Source organism: Butyrivibrio sp. AC2005 (genome assembly GCF_000424145.1).
Classification (GTDB): domain Bacteria; phylum Bacillota; class Clostridia; order Lachnospirales; family Lachnospiraceae; genus Butyrivibrio.
In genome coordinates this window covers 1-17,101 of the sequence record NZ_AUJI01000060.1, presented here as the reverse complement: position 1 = coordinate 17,101, position 17,101 = coordinate 1, and the positions used below count along the sequence as shown (strand labels likewise).

General features: G+C 39.6%; 15 protein-coding genes and 1 pseudogene. 2 read left to right on the top strand and 14 right to left on the bottom strand.

Features of this window, described 5'->3' with window-relative positions:
- Positions 1-288, top strand: a 288-nt coding sequence (locus tag G602_RS0115730; RefSeq protein WP_026659828.1) for a transposase, incomplete at its 5' end; no start/stop codon positions are given.
- 251 nt (positions 289-539) lie between these two features.
- Here the strand turns inward: G602_RS0115730 and G602_RS0115725 are convergent.
- From G602_RS0115725 to G602_RS0115710, 3 genes are all read right to left on the bottom strand, one after another.
- Complete coding sequence (locus G602_RS0115725; RefSeq protein WP_026659840.1) at positions 540-770, bottom strand: DUF2188 domain-containing protein; 231 nt, start codon at positions 768-770, stop codon at positions 540-542.
- 422 nt (positions 771-1,192) lie between these two features.
- A complete protein-coding gene (locus G602_RS27000; RefSeq protein ID WP_049945273.1) occupies positions 1,193-1,876 on the bottom strand; it encodes a hypothetical protein in 684 nt (227 codons plus the stop codon).
- 2 nt (positions 1,877-1,878) lie between these two features.
- Complete coding sequence (locus G602_RS0115710) at positions 1,879-3,207, bottom strand: AAA family ATPase (protein WP_026659839.1); 1,329 nt, start codon at positions 3,205-3,207, stop codon at positions 1,879-1,881.
- Between the two features lie 566 nt (positions 3,208-3,773).
- On the opposite strand from G602_RS0115710, the gene G602_RS31535 reads away from it, so the two are divergent.
- Complete coding sequence (locus G602_RS31535; protein ID WP_044932407.1) at positions 3,774-5,393, top strand: IS1634 family transposase; 1,620 nt, start codon at positions 3,774-3,776, stop codon at positions 5,391-5,393.
- Between the two features lie 516 nt (positions 5,394-5,909).
- Here G602_RS31535 and G602_RS0115700 read toward each other — a convergent pair.
- The 11 genes and pseudogenes from G602_RS0115700 to G602_RS0115650 all read right to left on the bottom strand — a co-directional run.
- Positions 5,910-6,485 (bottom strand): hypothetical protein, encoded by a 576-nt coding sequence (locus G602_RS0115700; RefSeq protein ID WP_026659837.1) that lies wholly within the window; start codon positions 6,483-6,485, stop codon positions 5,910-5,912.
- Entirely contained in the window at positions 6,482-6,652 is a 171-nt protein-coding gene (locus tag G602_RS30600) for a hypothetical protein (protein ID WP_155829954.1), read from the bottom strand. Before G602_RS30600 ends, G602_RS0115700 begins: the two co-directional genes overlap by 4 nt.
- Positions 6,653-6,828: 176 nt before the next feature.
- Positions 6,829-7,701, bottom strand: a complete 873-nt coding sequence (locus G602_RS0115690) for a hypothetical protein (RefSeq protein WP_026659836.1) — start codon at positions 7,699-7,701, stop codon at positions 6,829-6,831.
- Positions 7,691-9,037 (bottom strand): ABC transporter ATP-binding protein, encoded by a 1,347-nt coding sequence (locus tag G602_RS0115685; protein WP_044932404.1) that lies wholly within the window; start codon positions 9,035-9,037, stop codon positions 7,691-7,693. The genes G602_RS0115690 and G602_RS0115685 overlap by 11 nt, the downstream gene beginning before the upstream one ends.
- Positions 9,037-9,816, bottom strand: coding sequence for an ABC transporter permease (locus G602_RS0115680; RefSeq protein ID WP_044932400.1), 780 nt, complete (start codon positions 9,814-9,816; stop codon positions 9,037-9,039). Before G602_RS0115680 ends, G602_RS0115685 begins: the two co-directional genes overlap by 1 nt.
- A 65-nt stretch (positions 9,817-9,881) precedes the next feature.
- A complete protein-coding gene (gene gmhB, locus G602_RS0115675) occupies positions 9,882-11,183 on the bottom strand; it encodes a D-glycero-beta-D-manno-heptose 1,7-bisphosphate 7-phosphatase (protein ID WP_026659832.1) in 1,302 nt (433 codons plus the stop codon).
- A 62-nt stretch (positions 11,184-11,245) separates the two neighbouring features.
- Positions 11,246-12,256 (bottom strand): GHMP family kinase ATP-binding protein, encoded by a 1,011-nt coding sequence (locus G602_RS0115670; protein WP_026659831.1) that lies wholly within the window; start codon positions 12,254-12,256, stop codon positions 11,246-11,248.
- Positions 12,257-14,158 (bottom strand): annotated as a pseudogene (locus G602_RS26995) (glycosyltransferase); the annotation flags it as partial.
- 453 nt (positions 14,159-14,611) lie between these two features.
- The gene (locus tag G602_RS0115660; RefSeq protein WP_026659830.1) at positions 14,612-15,253 is read right to left on the bottom strand and encodes a D-sedoheptulose-7-phosphate isomerase; all 642 of its coding nucleotides are present in this window, start codon (positions 15,251-15,253) and stop codon (positions 14,612-14,614) included.
- A gap of 61 nt (positions 15,254-15,314) precedes the next feature.
- Complete coding sequence (locus G602_RS0115655) at positions 15,315-16,571, bottom strand: glycosyltransferase (protein WP_026659829.1); 1,257 nt, start codon at positions 16,569-16,571, stop codon at positions 15,315-15,317.
- 242 nt (positions 16,572-16,813) lie between these two features.
- Positions 16,814-17,101: transposase (locus tag G602_RS0115650; protein WP_026659828.1), on the bottom strand; the 288-nt coding region annotated here is incomplete at its 5' end.

The following is a 17,101-nucleotide window of genomic DNA, read 5'->3' as shown; positions in this document are numbered from 1 at the left end:
GATGAGGCAGAGGACGCCCTCAATCGTTGGCTCTGGTGGGCAAGTCACAGCAGGATTGGTGCTTTCAAGGAACTTTACCTCAAGATCAAACGTCACAGGGAGCACATACTGAATGCAATAAGGCTAGGCATGAGTAACGCTCGAATTGAAGCTACTAATAACAAAATCAAGCTGATTATCCGTAAGGCATATGGTTTTCGCAACATCCAAAACATGCTCGATATGGTCTACTTAGTATGCTCGGATTTGAGTATTCCACTTCCTAACAGAAAACCTCGAGGCGCATGATCAGCATAAATGCTGGGGATGATGGCATTTTTCACCCACCATTACCCCTGAAGAGCCTTAAATTTTTTAGATAGCCATTGGCTGAAATTCTCTTAACAGGAGTATCCCTGCGCCATATATTTCATTTAATCCGCAGTCTTCTTTTCCTTATTCTAGTCATATATTAATTATATGTTTTTCATCGTAATAAAAAGCAGCTTCCGTCTTTGACCCAGTGACAAAAGCTGCTTTTGTGTTTTCCTTATTTAGTTTTAAAAATACTTATCTCTTGGCGGACAAGGGTCGTTACCATAACTGTTACACGTACGGAATTTCCCATCATTACCCTGTACGCGCATTTCAGAGTGCTGATTACGAGCTATACCTCTCGCAATCCTGATTGCTTCGCCTTGTGTTGATGTTACCTTTGTAGCGCGATTATTGTTAGCACCTTTTACAGCCCATCCATCGCCATGCTTTACAACAAATTGATCTTTACCCATATTCTTACACCTCCTGAGTAATAGGGATGCAAGAATGAACCATCCAACATTCCTGCCTTGTTATTATGTTACTTCACTGATATCTTAAAAACTTTGCCGTTCTTAGGATATATTCTCACGCCATTTTTCGTAATATATCTACGAAAAATATATTCTTGCGCTTCTTTATCAGGTTTTCCTTTTTTCATAGCAATTACCTCCGTATTTATTTTTCAATCCATCGATTGAAATTAAGATTGAAACACACGGAAGAATTTGCTAAACTAGACTTGATTTTTAAAAATGCTTAGCGGATGATTAAATTCCTCCGTGAGTTTCTTAAGAAGTACAAGGGTCCGAACCTTGTGCTTCTTTTTTATGTTAAGTAGTTTCCTACATTAACAACGATAGAATATCATATAAAACTCATATTATCAACAATATTATGTGGTCTGTTGATTGTTATCCACAATATTTTGTGGTTTTGCCAATACTGTGGATAACTTTTCTAAATCAAGTGGGCTATAATCTACTATCTTTTGAAAATTCAGAGATTCAATCATAGTCTCTGCCTTATCACCTTCATGGTATGTGTTACCACAAGATCTGTATAGCGCTTTCATCTTAGCCTTACCTTTGCGTCCACATAGTTTTTCTGGAACACCAATTCCTAAATATGCACACACTCCAGACAAATCTGTAAGAATTATATCTTCAATGTCTGCACTGGCAGCGAGATCTATTATCTCTTCTGCTTTTGCCTTCACCAAATCTTTGCGTAACAGTTTCCAATCATCCTGATAGAACTTGGTAATGTCATATTCGGAACTATCTGTGTCATAACATAGGAAAACTTTCCATGGCATTCTGTATTTCTTGACGCATTTATTGGCGAACCACTTTCCTGAATGCGACACCTGTGTAACCGTACCAACAACATTAAATTTTATCAATATAGTTTCTGCGCCGTTGTCCCATTCAAAATAAATGTCTCCATTATCAAGATTATCACCCTTCACAAACGAACAATTATTTTGTTCTGCATGCCATTTCAAGAATGCTCTGTAAAATACTTTCTCTGTTGCTCCCTCCAGGACAAAGGCTATTCCCCTTGTATACTCTCCCAAACTCAAACCACCTCCAAATAGCTCTCTAATATTTCAAATGAATCTGAGTCTCCGGATAAGAGTTCAAATAGATATTCACCTACTGAAAGCCCAAGATCACGTGCATTAGCTACGATATTTTTAACCTTATTCTTTTGAATTCTTCTAAACTCGGCTACACCATTGGCATTTGGAACACCGACATATATCTTCTCAGGTTTAAGGTATTGTACAAGATATGGAGAGTGGCTAGAAACAATAAGAGGTGCATCACCTAAAGCTTCATTGATTATCTCAAGCAAATTCTTAATCATTCGAGGATGAATGCTAGTCTCAATCTCTTCAACTCCAACTATTCCAGCTTTAACAAGATTTGCAACAAAAGCATTGGTTAGAAGCCAAATTGCTCTCTTTGTGCCTGTTGACATGTTAGCCATGCTGACAGGCTGATTCATAAACTCACTCTTCACAAATAATCTATAAACATGCTCTCTGATTTTGAACGGTATCTCTTTTTCCATTTCCTCAGGAGGCAGTTCCTTATCCCCAACTTTAACAGTAATATGCTGTTCCATATTCTGATCTGTCAAAGTGAATTCATTTAAGCCTATCGAGGCAAAGTCTGGAAACAACGTATATACCGCTTCCTCAAACAATTCATAAAGCTCCGGCTTTTTCTTTTTTAATGTAAACAAAGCTTTTGGAACATCTGCATCATCGAATCTTATAGAGTCTTCCTCATCCTCAATATATTCGAGTGGAGATGGCTGATATCTATCGCCAAGATCCAATGAAGAACAAACCCTAAAAGTAATGTCATGTATATCTTTAACTACACCTGAAATATCAATGTCATCCAAAAGAGCCAATACATCAATTGCCAGCTGTAGTTCATCTAGTTCAATCTTTCTATAGGCTACTGTGCTTTTGCCCTTTCGGTATTTTCCCTCGTTGCGCTTTAAGAAAGAATTATATCTGACGCTGGTATTTTCTCTTGCTTCAATCCATTCATCAGTAATCACTTCGCCAGAATTATCATCTCTGTGCCATTTAAACGAGAAACCGTATCTAACAAACTTATACTCCGCAAGCTCTTCATCGCAGAATTCTACCTCAAAATAATACTCATCATCCTGCATGATAGTACATAGAGGAATTCCTTTTATCCATGACATCATGTTTTTTCTGCCCTTACGTGACTCATGAATAAAATCAAAGCCAAAATCTATGGCCTCCATAAGATTAGATTTGCCATAATTATTTGTAGAAATAAGCGCACAAATACTATCTAGTTCAAGCCGAGTCTTTTTTATATTTTTAAATCCTGCTACAGTGATACTATTAATCTTCACTTGAATTCCTCCATTTCTTCTATTGTTACAATATCACATTGTACAAACGAATTCAATCTAATACTATATTTCAAATAATATTTTATTGCCTTTAGCTTTAATTATCGAAATATATTACACTTATAGCTTCTGTTCAAATATACATAGAGCCTATCATCACAAATCATTTACATAAATGTAGCTCCTACCCAAGCATTATTAACATTAATTTTATAACAATGTTTAATTCATTTTTAAATATTCTCGTATTTCTATCAAAATATAAATGAATTAAACTTTTTGTGACTCATAAGTTTAATTCATTTTCATTAATTACTCATTTCATTCTCATACAACACTACATTTATCCTATTTTGCTGTAATTTTACTGGGGCCCGGAATCATAGGCATTCAAACCTAAGCTCCCGTGAATTTATACCAAGGATTCGGTATAAACTCATTTAACAAACCATCGCAAAGCCTTGTGCTTACTGGCTTTGCAGCTACAAAATATTGTATCAAAAGTGCCCATTTTGCTTGCGATTCCTTTTAATCCTTGGTATAATTATACCGAGGAGGTAATTGCTATGGAACTGAAAATCAATGAGCCTTGGATCACCAGCAAAGTCAGATGCCAAAACGGTTACGCTTATATCGACAAGCCTTTTTGGAACGCTGAAAAACAGTGCGCCGACCATAAGCGAGAATACATCGGTAAGTATGATGGCAAGGCCTTTACTCCAAACAAGACATATCATCGTCTCAAATCTGAGTATGAGCAAAGTCTTGTTGCACCTAAGACCGGTCCGGTTCCTACAGAGGTATGCCTCAGACAGTTTTATGGATCAACATATCTTCTGAATGAGATATGTGACAAAACCGGCATTGCTGCAGATCTTGGCAAATGCTTTGGCTCTTTGGCACCGCAGATAATGTCTGTTGCTTATTATCTTGTGCTTGAAGAAGGCCAGCCCATGTACAGGTTCCATAAGTGGGGCATGACTCACAGGCATCCATATGGCAAGGATATCCCTTCACAGAGAAGCAGCGAGCTCTTTGGCCTCATCACTGAGGAAGCAAAGATGGCTTACTTCCGGTACCAGGCAAAACGCCATGGTCTGAATGAATATCTTGCATTTGATACAACATCTATCTCTTCATACTCTACGCTTATAAAACAGGCGAAGTATGGAAAGAACAAAGAAGGTGATTCCCTTCCGCAGATAAACCTTGCACTTCTGTATGGAGAGGAATCAATGCTCCCTGTTTATTACAGAAAGCTTGCAGGCAACATCACGGATGTTAAAACCATAGAGAACCTCATAAAGGATGTTGATTTCCTTAAACTCGATAAGCTAAAGCTTGTCCTGGACAGAGGCTTCTACAGTGAGAAGAACATCAATGATCTTATGAAGCATCACCATAAGTTCCTCATTGGTGCCAGACTCTCACTTAGCAAGGTGAGCAGCATACTTGATAAGATCGGCGCAGATTTTGTTACCCGCTATAACTATAATTCAGAGTTAAAACTATATGTCATGTCATTTAAAGAAGAATGGGACTATACAGAAGAAAAGCCCCGCACCGGAGAGATAATCACTGACAAAAAGCGCATATATCTCCACTTCTATTACAATGACCAAAAAGCAACTGACGACAAGACAATGTTTAATGCCATGCTTGACCGTCTTGAAAACAATCTGGTAAGCGGCACTCCTGATCCGGCTGATGAAAAGCTCTATCAGAAGTACTTTACAATACACGAGACACCTGTAAGAGGTAAAACCTACAGCTTTAAGGAGGATGCTATCCGCAAGGCTGAGAAGAACTATGGTTACTTCGCTCTCATGACCAATGGAATCAAAGATCCGGTGGAAGCGCTGCGCATCTACCGCCTCAAGGATCTTATTGAAAAATCCTTTGGCAATCTCAAAGAAAGACTTTCCATGCGACGTATGTCCGTCGCATCAGAAGAAGACTTTGAAGGCAAGCTGTTTATTCAGTTTATAGCACTTCAGATGGTGTCTTATATCAAAAAGCAGATGGATGAAAATGGCCTGTTTAACAAGTTCACAATCCAGTCATTACTTGATGAACTGGATACTATTGAGTATTATCAGCAGCCTGGCAAGGCACATCATCTATCTGAGATAACAGCAAAGCAGTGTGAACTCTATGAGTTCATGGGTGTAAATGTCCCGACATGATTTGAGTGATTTTTGTCCGGATAATTCAAGAATCATGTCCGGATGTTTCAGGAATCAATCCTTGGTATAAAATGACGGGACTTTAGGTTATATATCGTCACAATACTTGGATCAGATATCTGGGCTATCTTTCGAATTTCATTTTATCACCTTTATTTTTTATATCAACTTTGTAAAATCCATAATTAAAAGACAGGTCCATCTGAACCCGCCTTGTCTACTCTATGTTCTGACCGCGCTACCGCTTGGTATTACGCCAAGTGATAATTGCTGCGCTAAAGAGTCTTTATCACTTAAAACGTTTTTTCAACTTAATAAGCAACAAGCATGATTATCTTGCCATTTCTTTATTTCCCTGTATAGATTCGTTTTTTCAAATATTGTCTATGATTCCCGTAAAAAAGATCCTTTAAAAGAAGCCTGACCAAAAGTCAGACCTTCATAACGCTTGGCAAACCCTCAAAAGTTTGATTATCCTTCGTCCCTATATCTAAAAATTTAAAATCTCTCTTGTCTTTATTCAAATAATTTATATAGTGAATCTTCCCCCAAAAAAGAGAAAACTAATGGTGTACAATCCTCTATATCCAGTTTTTCTTCATCCTCTGGTAGCAAGTATTCCTGCGAATGGACAAATCCAAACTTTGTATATAAATTCAATCCCTCATCATTTGAGTTAAGCGTTACCGCACAAAACCCAATTGTAGATGTTGCTATGTGATACAATTCCTGCATCAATGCCTGAAATACTTTATAGCTATATCTAACTCCATCAATATCTACTGCTTCGTCTCCTCTAAGAGCTTTAGCAACTGCAAACAATCTGATTTCCGCGCATGAAAGATATTTCTTTTTATCTAAGTTCTTACCAAGTAATCCTGTTGCATTAACGGAGGCATAAGCATAAATTTTTGATATTTTCCCATCATTATTTTCATCACTATCTACAGCAACATAAGTAGTAGCATAACCATTAGCCATCCAGTCAAAAGCATCTTCTTTCAAAAAAGAATTATATTTATCGGTACCGCAATCAAATTCCTGTATTACATTTTTTAGTGTCTTGTTAATTGGAATAAATTCAAAAATCATTTGCTATTTCTTCTCTCAAAAAGAGCATCTAACCTTTTTTTATCAAGTACATGCGCTTCTTTACTTATACGTTTCCAATCACTTTTGCTTGGTGCACTTTTTGAAAGCATTTCAAAAAATTCCTTCGATTTCTCAGGATTGATTGTATATGCTTTATTTTGTAACATAAAACCACCTCCAAGCTACTGCTTCTGCAGTAACCACATACTTATCTGATTTTATTTTAATCATTTCCGACAGCATTAACCATTAAAAATATATGAATTTTAGAATAATTAGCACAAAAAATCAAGAATAGTCCTTGCTTTTAATTTTTTTATTCAATCTCTGCCAGGCTTACATGTTACTTTATTTTCTTGTTCTTTATAACTTGTCCCATATATATGCCTATAATCGTATAGAGTATGAACATTATATTGAGCTGATTTAGCGCTGCATTTGCTATACCGGCAGCCACAGCTATGCATACAAGGATTGCATGTCTTTTCATCAGCTTATCTTCAGACTTTACAAATATATAGATGGCACTTATGCATAATATTATGCTCAGGATCATTATTATAAATCCATAATCGTTTGCAGGTGACTTAATCACAAATTCTATAATCTGACCCGCTGTTTTATGAATGCCCACGGTGCCATTTTTTATCTGTAATATGCCTGATATGGCAGAGACGGCTATTCCTGCTACTTTGAGCTTAATATCTTCCATAAACAGAATTGTAATCGCAGCAAATATGATTACTGCTGTAAGCTCAGCTTCCGCTGTCATGAAATAGCCCACGGCTTTATCAAATACATTTTTTACTATCCCAAGTATCACCAGCGCGAGCATAAATACCCAGAGCTTATCATAAATACTTTGCGAATCCTCTTCATTCCGTAGAGCAAGGCAGCTCCCTGCAAATATCAGCACCGGTATGGTGCCAAGCACCGCACCTGAGCCAGCTGCCTTGGCTATAAAATGGTAATATCCTGCGCTGGCAGCCAGTATAATTAATACCGGGAAGTATTTTTTAATAAAGCTAATGAGTGCCTTGGTATTTTCCTTTATTCCGGTTACAAGGAAGAATATGAATACCGGTATAGTAAGGTAATATACCCTGTCAGAGTAATCCAGGATCACCAGCATCATTGCCACGAGAAGTCCTGTAACAGGATATTCTTTCCAGGTTATTGCTTCTGTTTTATCTTTAGATGTTACTTCAGTTTGCATTTATCTCCCAATCATGCTCCATAGGCATTATTCCATGGTCTTTTCCTGTATCCCCTTCAACATACATAACTATGAGGTTATGGACGCAGTCTATCTCTACTCCTGCCTCATCCTGAATCCAAAAATCCAGGAAATAAGCACCTTTAAGAAGATTTAGCTTTTCTATTGTCAGCACAACTTCTCCGGATTCCTGCCCTGTTATGGTATGTCCGGTGCATTCCAGCATCTCATTTCCATAACAGTATACCCAGTCACTTCTGGTTATTCCGAAAGTAAAGTTGAGCTGCTTGCTGGTATCCTTTGCCTTAAATTTAATCCTTATAGAAAGCTTGTCTCCTGTGGAAAAGCGCGTGCAGGGTTCACCTTTATCATTAACCATGAGGACATCAGTAAACTCTGCTTCACCTGTGCCTGATCTTCTGGCATCCGGGCCACACTGTGAACATAACTCCTGACATTTCATGCTGTTTTGCAGCTTTTCCTGTATAGCATCCTTCTCTTCTTGAGAGAGTTCACCATTTTCAAGGTTTTCTTTCTCTTTTTCATCGCGCATCTTGGCTTCAAGCTCAACTCTCTCAAGACGCTTTAGCTCCATGTCATCAAGATAGTCATCGCATATCTTTCTGGCAGGACCTTCATTTCTGATTAAGCCATTTTCAATCCATATGACACGGTCGCAGATTTGCTTAACCTGACCTATGGAGTGTGATACCAGTACTATTGTCATTCCATTAGCCTTAAGATCACGCAGCTTATTGAAGCACTTGGTCTGGAATGCCTGATCACCAACAGCAAGTATTTCATCTACAAGGAGTATATCTGCGTCCACATTTATTGCCACCGCAAAGGCCAGGCGCATATACATTCCCGAAGAATAGGTTCTTACAGGATTATCTATATATTGCTCAAGCTCTGAGAAAGCTATGATATCATCGAGTCTTCTGTCAACTTCCTTATTCTTGATTCCGAATATTGAAGCGTTTATATATATGTTTTCTCTACCGGTAAGATCAGGGTGGAATCCGGCTCCAAGTTCGATAAGGCTTGATATTCTTCCCTGCTCAGCGATTGTTCCTTCATTGGGCCGTAGGATCTTTGTCAGCATCTTAAGGGTGGTACTCTTACCACAGCCATTTCTCCCTATCAGAGCAACTGCTTCACCTTTTTTCACATCAAAACTGATGCCCTTTAGAACTTCACGCTTTTCATATTTATTACGGCCTATGTTGACAATGCGCTCGCGAAGCATTGTTCCTTTATCTTCGTAGACCTTAAAAAACTTATGTACATTTCTTACTTCTATTGCATTTTCAGGATTACTTATATTTGCATTCATCACATTTCCTCCGCAAAATCGCCTTCAAGATGAGCAAACACAAGCTCTCCAACTATCAAGATGGCAACAGCACTGCCCCATGTTATTACAGTGTAGAGTGCATCCGGTAACTCTTTATAATACAGAACTGCATGATAGCTCTGGACTATGCTTGTCATGGGGTTGCAGAGCAGAATAACCTTAACCATCGGCTGCAGGTTATCCATGCTGTACATGATAGGAGTCCCCCATATCCATGCCATCATAAGGATTCCTACTATATACTCCATGTCTCTTATGTATACTGTTATTGCTGAAAAGAGCAGTGTGAATCCAAGGCAAAGTATGAATTCAGCAATCATTACTATCGGCAGGAACCAGATTACTGCAGGGCTGATTCCTACTCCTCCAAATATGATAAAGACAAATACTATCACAAACGCAAGGAGCATGTTTATGAATTTCGCAAGGACAGCTGAGATTGGTAGCACTTCTCTGGGAAAGTAGATTTTGGTTGCAAGGTTCGCGTTATTAACTATGCAGCCCGCTCCCTGTCCTACGGCCTCACTAAAAAAGGTCCAGGGTACTATTCCTGCTGTGAGGTATATGTAGTAGTTCTCTATTGAACTTGGAAATATTACTCCGAATACGAAGGTATATATTGCAATCTGGAAAAGCGGGAACAGGAGTGCCCAGAGCATTCCCAGAGCGGACTTCTGGTATCGGCCGCGGAGTTCGCGCTTTACCATGCTGTGGATCATGTCTTTGTATTCGATTACTTCTTTTAATCTTGATATCATGTTTACTCCGATGAACCCTCATCCGTCAGCTTCGCTGACACCTTCCCCCGGAGGGGGAAGGCATATTAAATGAGGTACTTATTTACAAAATCTAGTAGTGACGGGCAGACGAAGGTCTGGCCGTAGTCTGTTGTGTCACTGTCGCTTATGAGAATGGTTTTGCAGCCTGCGGCGTTGCCGGCAGCGATGTCGTTTTGGCCATCGCCTACCATGTAGGAATGAGTAAGATCGATGTTGTAGTCCTCTGCTGCCGCAATAAGCATTCCTGGCTTTGGTTTTCTGCATTCGCAGTTTATCTTAAGTTCCTTGATCTCACCGTCAAATCCGCTGTCAGGATGATGCGGGCAGTAATAGATTGCGTCGAGATATGCTCCATCCTGTCCGAGGAGTGTCTCCATCTTGTTGTGAATCTCATGCAGTTCATCGTAGGTCACTTCACCCCTTGCTATGACTGGCTGATTAGTAACTACGATGGCAAGATAACCTGATTCATTTATTTTCTTGATAGCTTCTGATACTCCGGGCAGGAGTTCGAATTCGTCAATATTTCTAAGAAAGCCCACATATTTGTTAATTGTACCGTCTCTATCGAGAAATACTGCTTTCTGTTTATGTTTAAGGTTTTTCTGTTCTACTTTTCCGGACTTGATATCATTCTCTATGAGGTAGAATCTGTCCGGTGTTCCCATATCCTTGATAAACTCAGGTGTATCATAAATATAGAGTTCTCCATTGGGTATGAGAGCCTTTAATATCTGTCTATCCAGATCTATTTTTTCACCTTCTTCAAAGGTGAACTTGTCCAGTATCTTAGGTGATAAGATGTGCACTCCGGCATTGACTCTGTTTCTATACCAGGTTCTGGGGTCTTCCTTATGTAGCCAGTTCAGAACCTTTCCATTCTCATCTGCGATGATTATTCCACTGTCATAGGGATGATTGTTGGGATGAGTGATGATGGTAGCAAGTCCGTTTCCGTTTTTATGTGCTTTGATTAATCTGTCAAAATCTATATCAAATATGATATCTCCGTTAAGGAGCAGGAAGTCCTCTGTGAGTTTATCCTTTAACGCAAATAATGCCCCTGCGGTTCCCAGTGGCTTATCTTCTACAAAGTATTCAATATTCACTCCGAAAGGCTCTCCGGTAACCGGAGATACCTTTGTTCCATCACCAAAGTAATCCTTTATCGCGTCACCAAGGTATCCTACTATTAGGAGAATATCCGTAAGTCCCTGCCTCTTAAGGGCTTCTATTTCATATTCAAGAACCGGTTTTCCAGCAAGAGGTATCATGGGCTTTGGTACTTCAGAATTGACTGATGCAATTCTGGTACCTCTGCCGCCTGCCATTATAAGTGTCTTCAAAATATTTTTCCTTCCAACTATAAACTATCCTTTATGAGTGAGCTCAGACAGGCATTCACCTCTCAGAGTCCGCGTCTCTTCTCAGGATCATAATCTTCAGCCTTATAATATACGACTCTTGTCCCTTCGTCCTCAAACTTGAAGGGAACGAAGAGCAGATCTTTCATGGCATCTCTCACCTTTGCCCTGTTTTCCTCAGGCACGTAGAAGAGAAGGAATCCGCCGCCGCCTGCACCAAGAAGCTTTCCGCCTAGGGCTCCGGCTTTAATTCCCTTTTCATAATACTCATCTATTCTGCCTGTTGATACGTTGCTTCCGGTACTTCTCTTGATTTTCCAGGTATAATCAAGGAGTTTACCAAATTCATCGAGGTTTGCATCCTTATTTACAAGTACTTTTTCCGCATCATCAACAAGCGTGTACATTTCAGAGAGCTGTTTCTTTTTATCAGCAACCGGTGTTGCTGCCTTCTGAATTTCAGATGATAACCTTGTAAAACCTGTGAAGAACATCATCATATTGTCATTTAGCAACTTTTTCCTGTCAGGAGAAATGATTATGGGAAGTACCTCATAACCATCAGCATTAAAGTTGATTCTGTTCAGTCCGCCAAATGAAGCAGCTATCTGATCCTGCCATCCGCCTGCCTCATTACAAAGTACTCTCTCAAGGTATATTGCGTCATCAGCAAGCTGTCTCTTATCAGCGTATTTGCCCTTAAGTGCATAGAATGCATTTATCATTCCGACTGCAAAGGAGCTACTGGTTCCAAGTCCGCTTCGTGCAGGAAGGTCAGCCTCATATGATAGTCGGAGTTCGTGCATGTCCATCATATCCATGGCATTCCTTATTGCCGGATGGTCAACATCTCCCAAGTCTGTTACACGCTCTATCTGCGCGTATACGAATTCTGATGTGTAATCGAAAAAGGGCGGCAAATGCCTTACGTTCACGTAGCAGAATTTATCAAATGTGGTTGATAATACCGCTCCCTTATTCTCCCTAAAATAGTCCTCCATATCGGTTCCGCCGCCAAAAAAAGACATACGGAAGGGTGTTCTTGTAATAACCATTTAATTAAAATCTTCCTTTATGATATTCCACACTGCATCCACGCTATGATGGTTCCTTACATATTCATCATAATTATGTGCAGTCTTTTCCAAAGTAGCATTGTCATTATACAGAGCGATAACCTTATTGGCAAATGTATGCGCATCATCCGCAACTTCTATAAGGTTCTCTACTCCGGGAATTCCTTCTGTTCCAACTGAAGTTGTAACCATAGGTGCTCCATTATACAGAGCCTCTATGACCTTACCCTTAACACCTGCGCCATATCTAAGGGGTACAACAACAAGTTTACATGTGTCATAGAGCTCTATAAGTCTCTCCTCTGACACAAAGCCCTCCAGAATAATTCCATTCTTCCCATTTAGCTTTTCTATTCTGGGTGTTGGCTTCGATCCGACTATGTGGAATGATATTCCAAGTTTCTCATGAATTTCAGGCCATATGTCCGATGCAAACCAATTAACGGCATCCTCATTCGGAGGATGTCCAAATCCTCCAACGAAGAGAATGTCCTTCTTCTCCGCAAAATTCAGGTTCTTCTTATCCCTGAATGACTCATATACATATGCTGTTATGGCTTTTGCTTTGACCATAGGGTCAATCCTGTGTATCTCATCTATCTCAATCTGAGATGGGTAATAGCTGATATCTGCCTTACGCATGATATCAAGCTCCTTCTTTTTCCAATCCTCGGACTCTCTTTTAAGCTTTTCATCACCGCTAAGCTCATACTCACGTCTGATTCTTAGGAAATGTAGGTCATGTCCATAATATATGCACTTGATATTTGTCTTGTTCTTTATAAAATCTATGTACTTCTCTGTTATATGAGGTCTGTTCAAATAAGCAAATTCAATGTTTTCCTGATTATCGCTGATCCATTCCTCATAGTGGTCTCTGTACCAGGGACCGCAAAGCACTTCAATTCCTATCTGCTCAAGTGCTGTGGTATAGGGCTCTTTTCTGGCAAAATTATCTCCTATAAACTTCACGTTGTAGCCCTGTGATACAAACATCTGAAGGTACTGCCATGTTGTCTTGGAGCCTGCATCCTTGTCAAACTCTGGAGCATAATGATCCACAACAAGTATTGTCTTTTTGCTCTGGCTTCTATCCCTTGCGTGGAACAGGTCGGATTCTGTCTGAGAGAGCTGTTTGAATTCGTTTGCCCACTTCTGCTTTAATTTCTCAGAGTTTTCAACCTGATATTTCTTTATTCCGGTTGAAGTATCAGTACCATTGGATTTTCCTTCGAAGTGCACCACTATGGACTTCGGTTGATACATTACCTTGTATCCACGCTTTCTAACCTCAAAGGCGAGATCTGAATCCTCGCAATAAGCTGGTGCAAACAGTTCATCAAAGCCTCCGATTTCTTTCCATAATGATGTTCTGATCATTATAGCCGCTCCGGAGATGTAGTCAGCCTCTTTCACATAATTAAATTCCGGAAGGAGCGGATTTTTTCCATTACCATAGTTCCAGGCATGACCGTCACCCCATATGATTCCGCCTGCTTCCTGAAGTGAACCATCAGGATATACCAGCTTTGATCCTACCATTCCGTATGTATCATTGCTTTCTATAAGCTCAACCAGACTGGTTAACCATTCATGCTGAACCTGAGTGTCATTATTTAAGAATAAGATGTACTGCCCTTTTGCATGTTTTGCAGCGTTATTGCAGTTTTTAAGAAATCTCTGGTTTTCAGAATTTCTGACAATGCGGATATTTTCAGCTATTTCAGAAAGTCTTGTCGTATCATCCGTTGAAACATCATCAGCAATTATTACTTCGTATGAGATATTCCAGCTGTTATCAAGGATGCTCTGTAAGCAATTGTATGTGTAGGCAAACTGATTATAGACAGGAATTATTATAGAAACCTTAGGGTTATCAAAAACAGGAAATGATAAGTGCCTCAGTTCGTTAAAAGACAGCTTATCAAAATCGTATAAAACCAGATCTGTAAGTGTTCCAAACTGGTAATTATCAGATCGTCGCTCAAAATCTCTGAATTCCTTTTTGACCTGCTTAATTCCACCCTTTTTATATGCTGACAAAACAAATTTGATATTGTTTACGTTTATAGCCTTACCATACATTCCGATTTTTACAAAAAATCTTCTGGGGGCGCTTTGCGCAGAGAATGTTCTTTCATAAACCTTCCCAGGAAAGCTGACTAGTCTCCAACCCTTGGATTTCAGAATGCTGTTGTATGACTTTCTTATATCCTCAAGTTTTTCAATTTTTTCTTTCTGCTGAGCTATCTTTTTATCTTTTTCCTTAATGCGCAACTGCAGATTTTCTATTTGTTTTCTCTGATTCTCTATTATTTCGTTCTGGTCTAGCATTTAAAAGAACTCCTCTTCCAACATAAGGCAAAGCGCGTGATATACAGGGAGGTGTAACTCCTGTATCTTAAATGTCTCTGTTTCGGGAACTATGATGCAGGCATCACAATAATCCTTAATCTTACCGCCGTCACGACCTGTGAGTCCTACTACTTTAAGTCCTTTTGCCTTGGCCATGATTGCTGCATAGATGATGTTTTCAGAATTACCGGAGGTTGTTATTCCTAAGAATACGTCCTTCCCTGTGCCATAGCCATTAATCTGCTGTGCAAAGCTCATCTGTGGGTTCACGTCGTTAAGAAACGCTGTGGAAAGCGCTACATGATCCACCACAGCTATCGCCGGAAGCGCTCCCTGCATGGCTTCTGATAGTTCAGTACCAAGTTCCTTATTTATTGATGTGAGCTTTTGTGTGAGCTCAGCGTCAAGCTTCCTGGGCTTAATAAAACCTTTCATAAGCTCTCCGACTATGTGCTCCGCATCTGCTGCTGAGCCACCATTTCCTGCCACAAGAAGCTTACCGCCATCCTTATAGCTGTCTCTTATTATTTCAAAGCTTTTTGTGATATTGTCCTTTTCTCTCTCAAGGGACGGATATCGCGAAAACAATTCATTATACAGTTCCAGAACTTTTCCTGTCATTAGTAAACCTTTCTAAAATTAACCATATTTCATGTTATTATATCAAATATTTATATTTTTCCTATCCTTTACTGTTATCCGTAAGATAATTAACCAGTTTTGCCAGCTTTTCGCCTATATCGTTATGCATTTGTATATAATCTTTTGCGTTGTTCCCGATTTTTATAGCTAATTCCCTATCTTCTGAGAGTTTCCTGATGTTTTTTATGTAGTCTTCTGGAGTTTTGCAATATAGGAATTCCTCCTGATCCCTGGCACTTATTCCTTCTATTCCTATGTCATTGGTAAGTACCGGTACTCCTGCCGACATAGCCTCCTGTATTTTTACTTTTATACCTGCTCCTAGCAAAAGCGGTGCCACGAGGCATAAAGCTTTTTCAAAATATGGATCAACGCTCTCTACATAGCCAGTGAGGATAATGGGATTTTCCTGCTTACTGTTTATTGCTTTTCCATGGATTTCATTAAATTGCTCAACCTTGTTCTTAAGGACGGCGGATGGGTTAGCTCCAACCACAGTTAATGTGAATCCATCTTTTTCCAGCTCAGGCATTATATAGTCAATGAACCATATTACTGCATCATAGTTCTCCGCGCGATCCATGGCGCCGTAGAACATAAGATTCTTATCCTCAGGACTTCTAACTATATTGCTGTGGCGTTCAAAGTAGTTTGTACCCTCAAACAGTTTTTTTTCAGGAATTCCATCATTTATAAGAAGGTTCTTATCCTTTTCATTCAGAGTTATCGTCAGATCGCAGTTCATTATTGCTGAGAGTTCCGCCTTTTTTAGCTGTTCATAGCGGTATTTCCAGGATTTTGTTGGATTTGCCTCATATTTCCTCTGATATCCCAGATATGTGACGTCTTCCTCTATCAGGATGTATTTCGCGTTTGGAAACAGCTTTTTTATTTCAGGCATAATAAGCCCCATTGAAGTCCAATGGAGCATTACTATATGCGGGTTGCCGCCTGCTGCCTTGTATTTCTTTATGCGCTTTGTAAGCTGCATGTGTTCATATAATAATAGCTGTCTGGCGTACTTCGTCCAGGGATTCATGAGGGTAAATCCGCTGACAATCCTTCTGATGAAGTAGTCCGGTCTGGAATGGTCTCGGTAGTAGATGTCTGCTTTTATTCCTCGCTGCGTAAGGTCCACGTCCTTACGCTCTTCCTCGTATCCGAGGCCTATGAAGGTTATGTCGAACTTCCCGGTGTTGTTTATGTAGTTTATGTAATAGTTCATGTTCTTGCCGCCCGCATGCCTTACTTTGGAGTAGGGGACGTAGGGGGCAAGCCATAAGATTTGTTTTTTCATGGATTAGCTCTTCTGTTTATATTTTCATTTATCTGCATTTCCTAAAAAAAATATGATATTTTACTACGTTAAATACGGAATTAAACGCTCTAAATAATCTTTACTATTTTACTATATAATCGATTTTTTTCGCTAGTACGCAATCATAGTCGAAGCTTTTGCTCAGTTAAATAGGAATTAAAAAAGGCTCTTCAGGGGTAATGGTGGGTGAAAAATGCCATCATCCCCAGCATTTATGCTGATCATGCGCCTCGAGGTTTTCTGTTAGGAAGTGGAATACTCAAATCCGAGCATACTAAGTAGACCATATCGAGCATGTTTTGGATGTTGCGAAAACCATATGCCTTACGGATAATCAGCTTGATTTTGTTATTAGTAGCTTCAATTCGAGCGTTACTCATGCCTAGCCTTATTGCATTCAGTATGTGCTCCCTGTGACGTTTGATCTTGAGGTAAAGTTCCTTGAAAGCACCAATCCTGCTGTGACTTGCCCACCAGAGCCAACGATTGAGGGCGTCCTCTGCCTCATC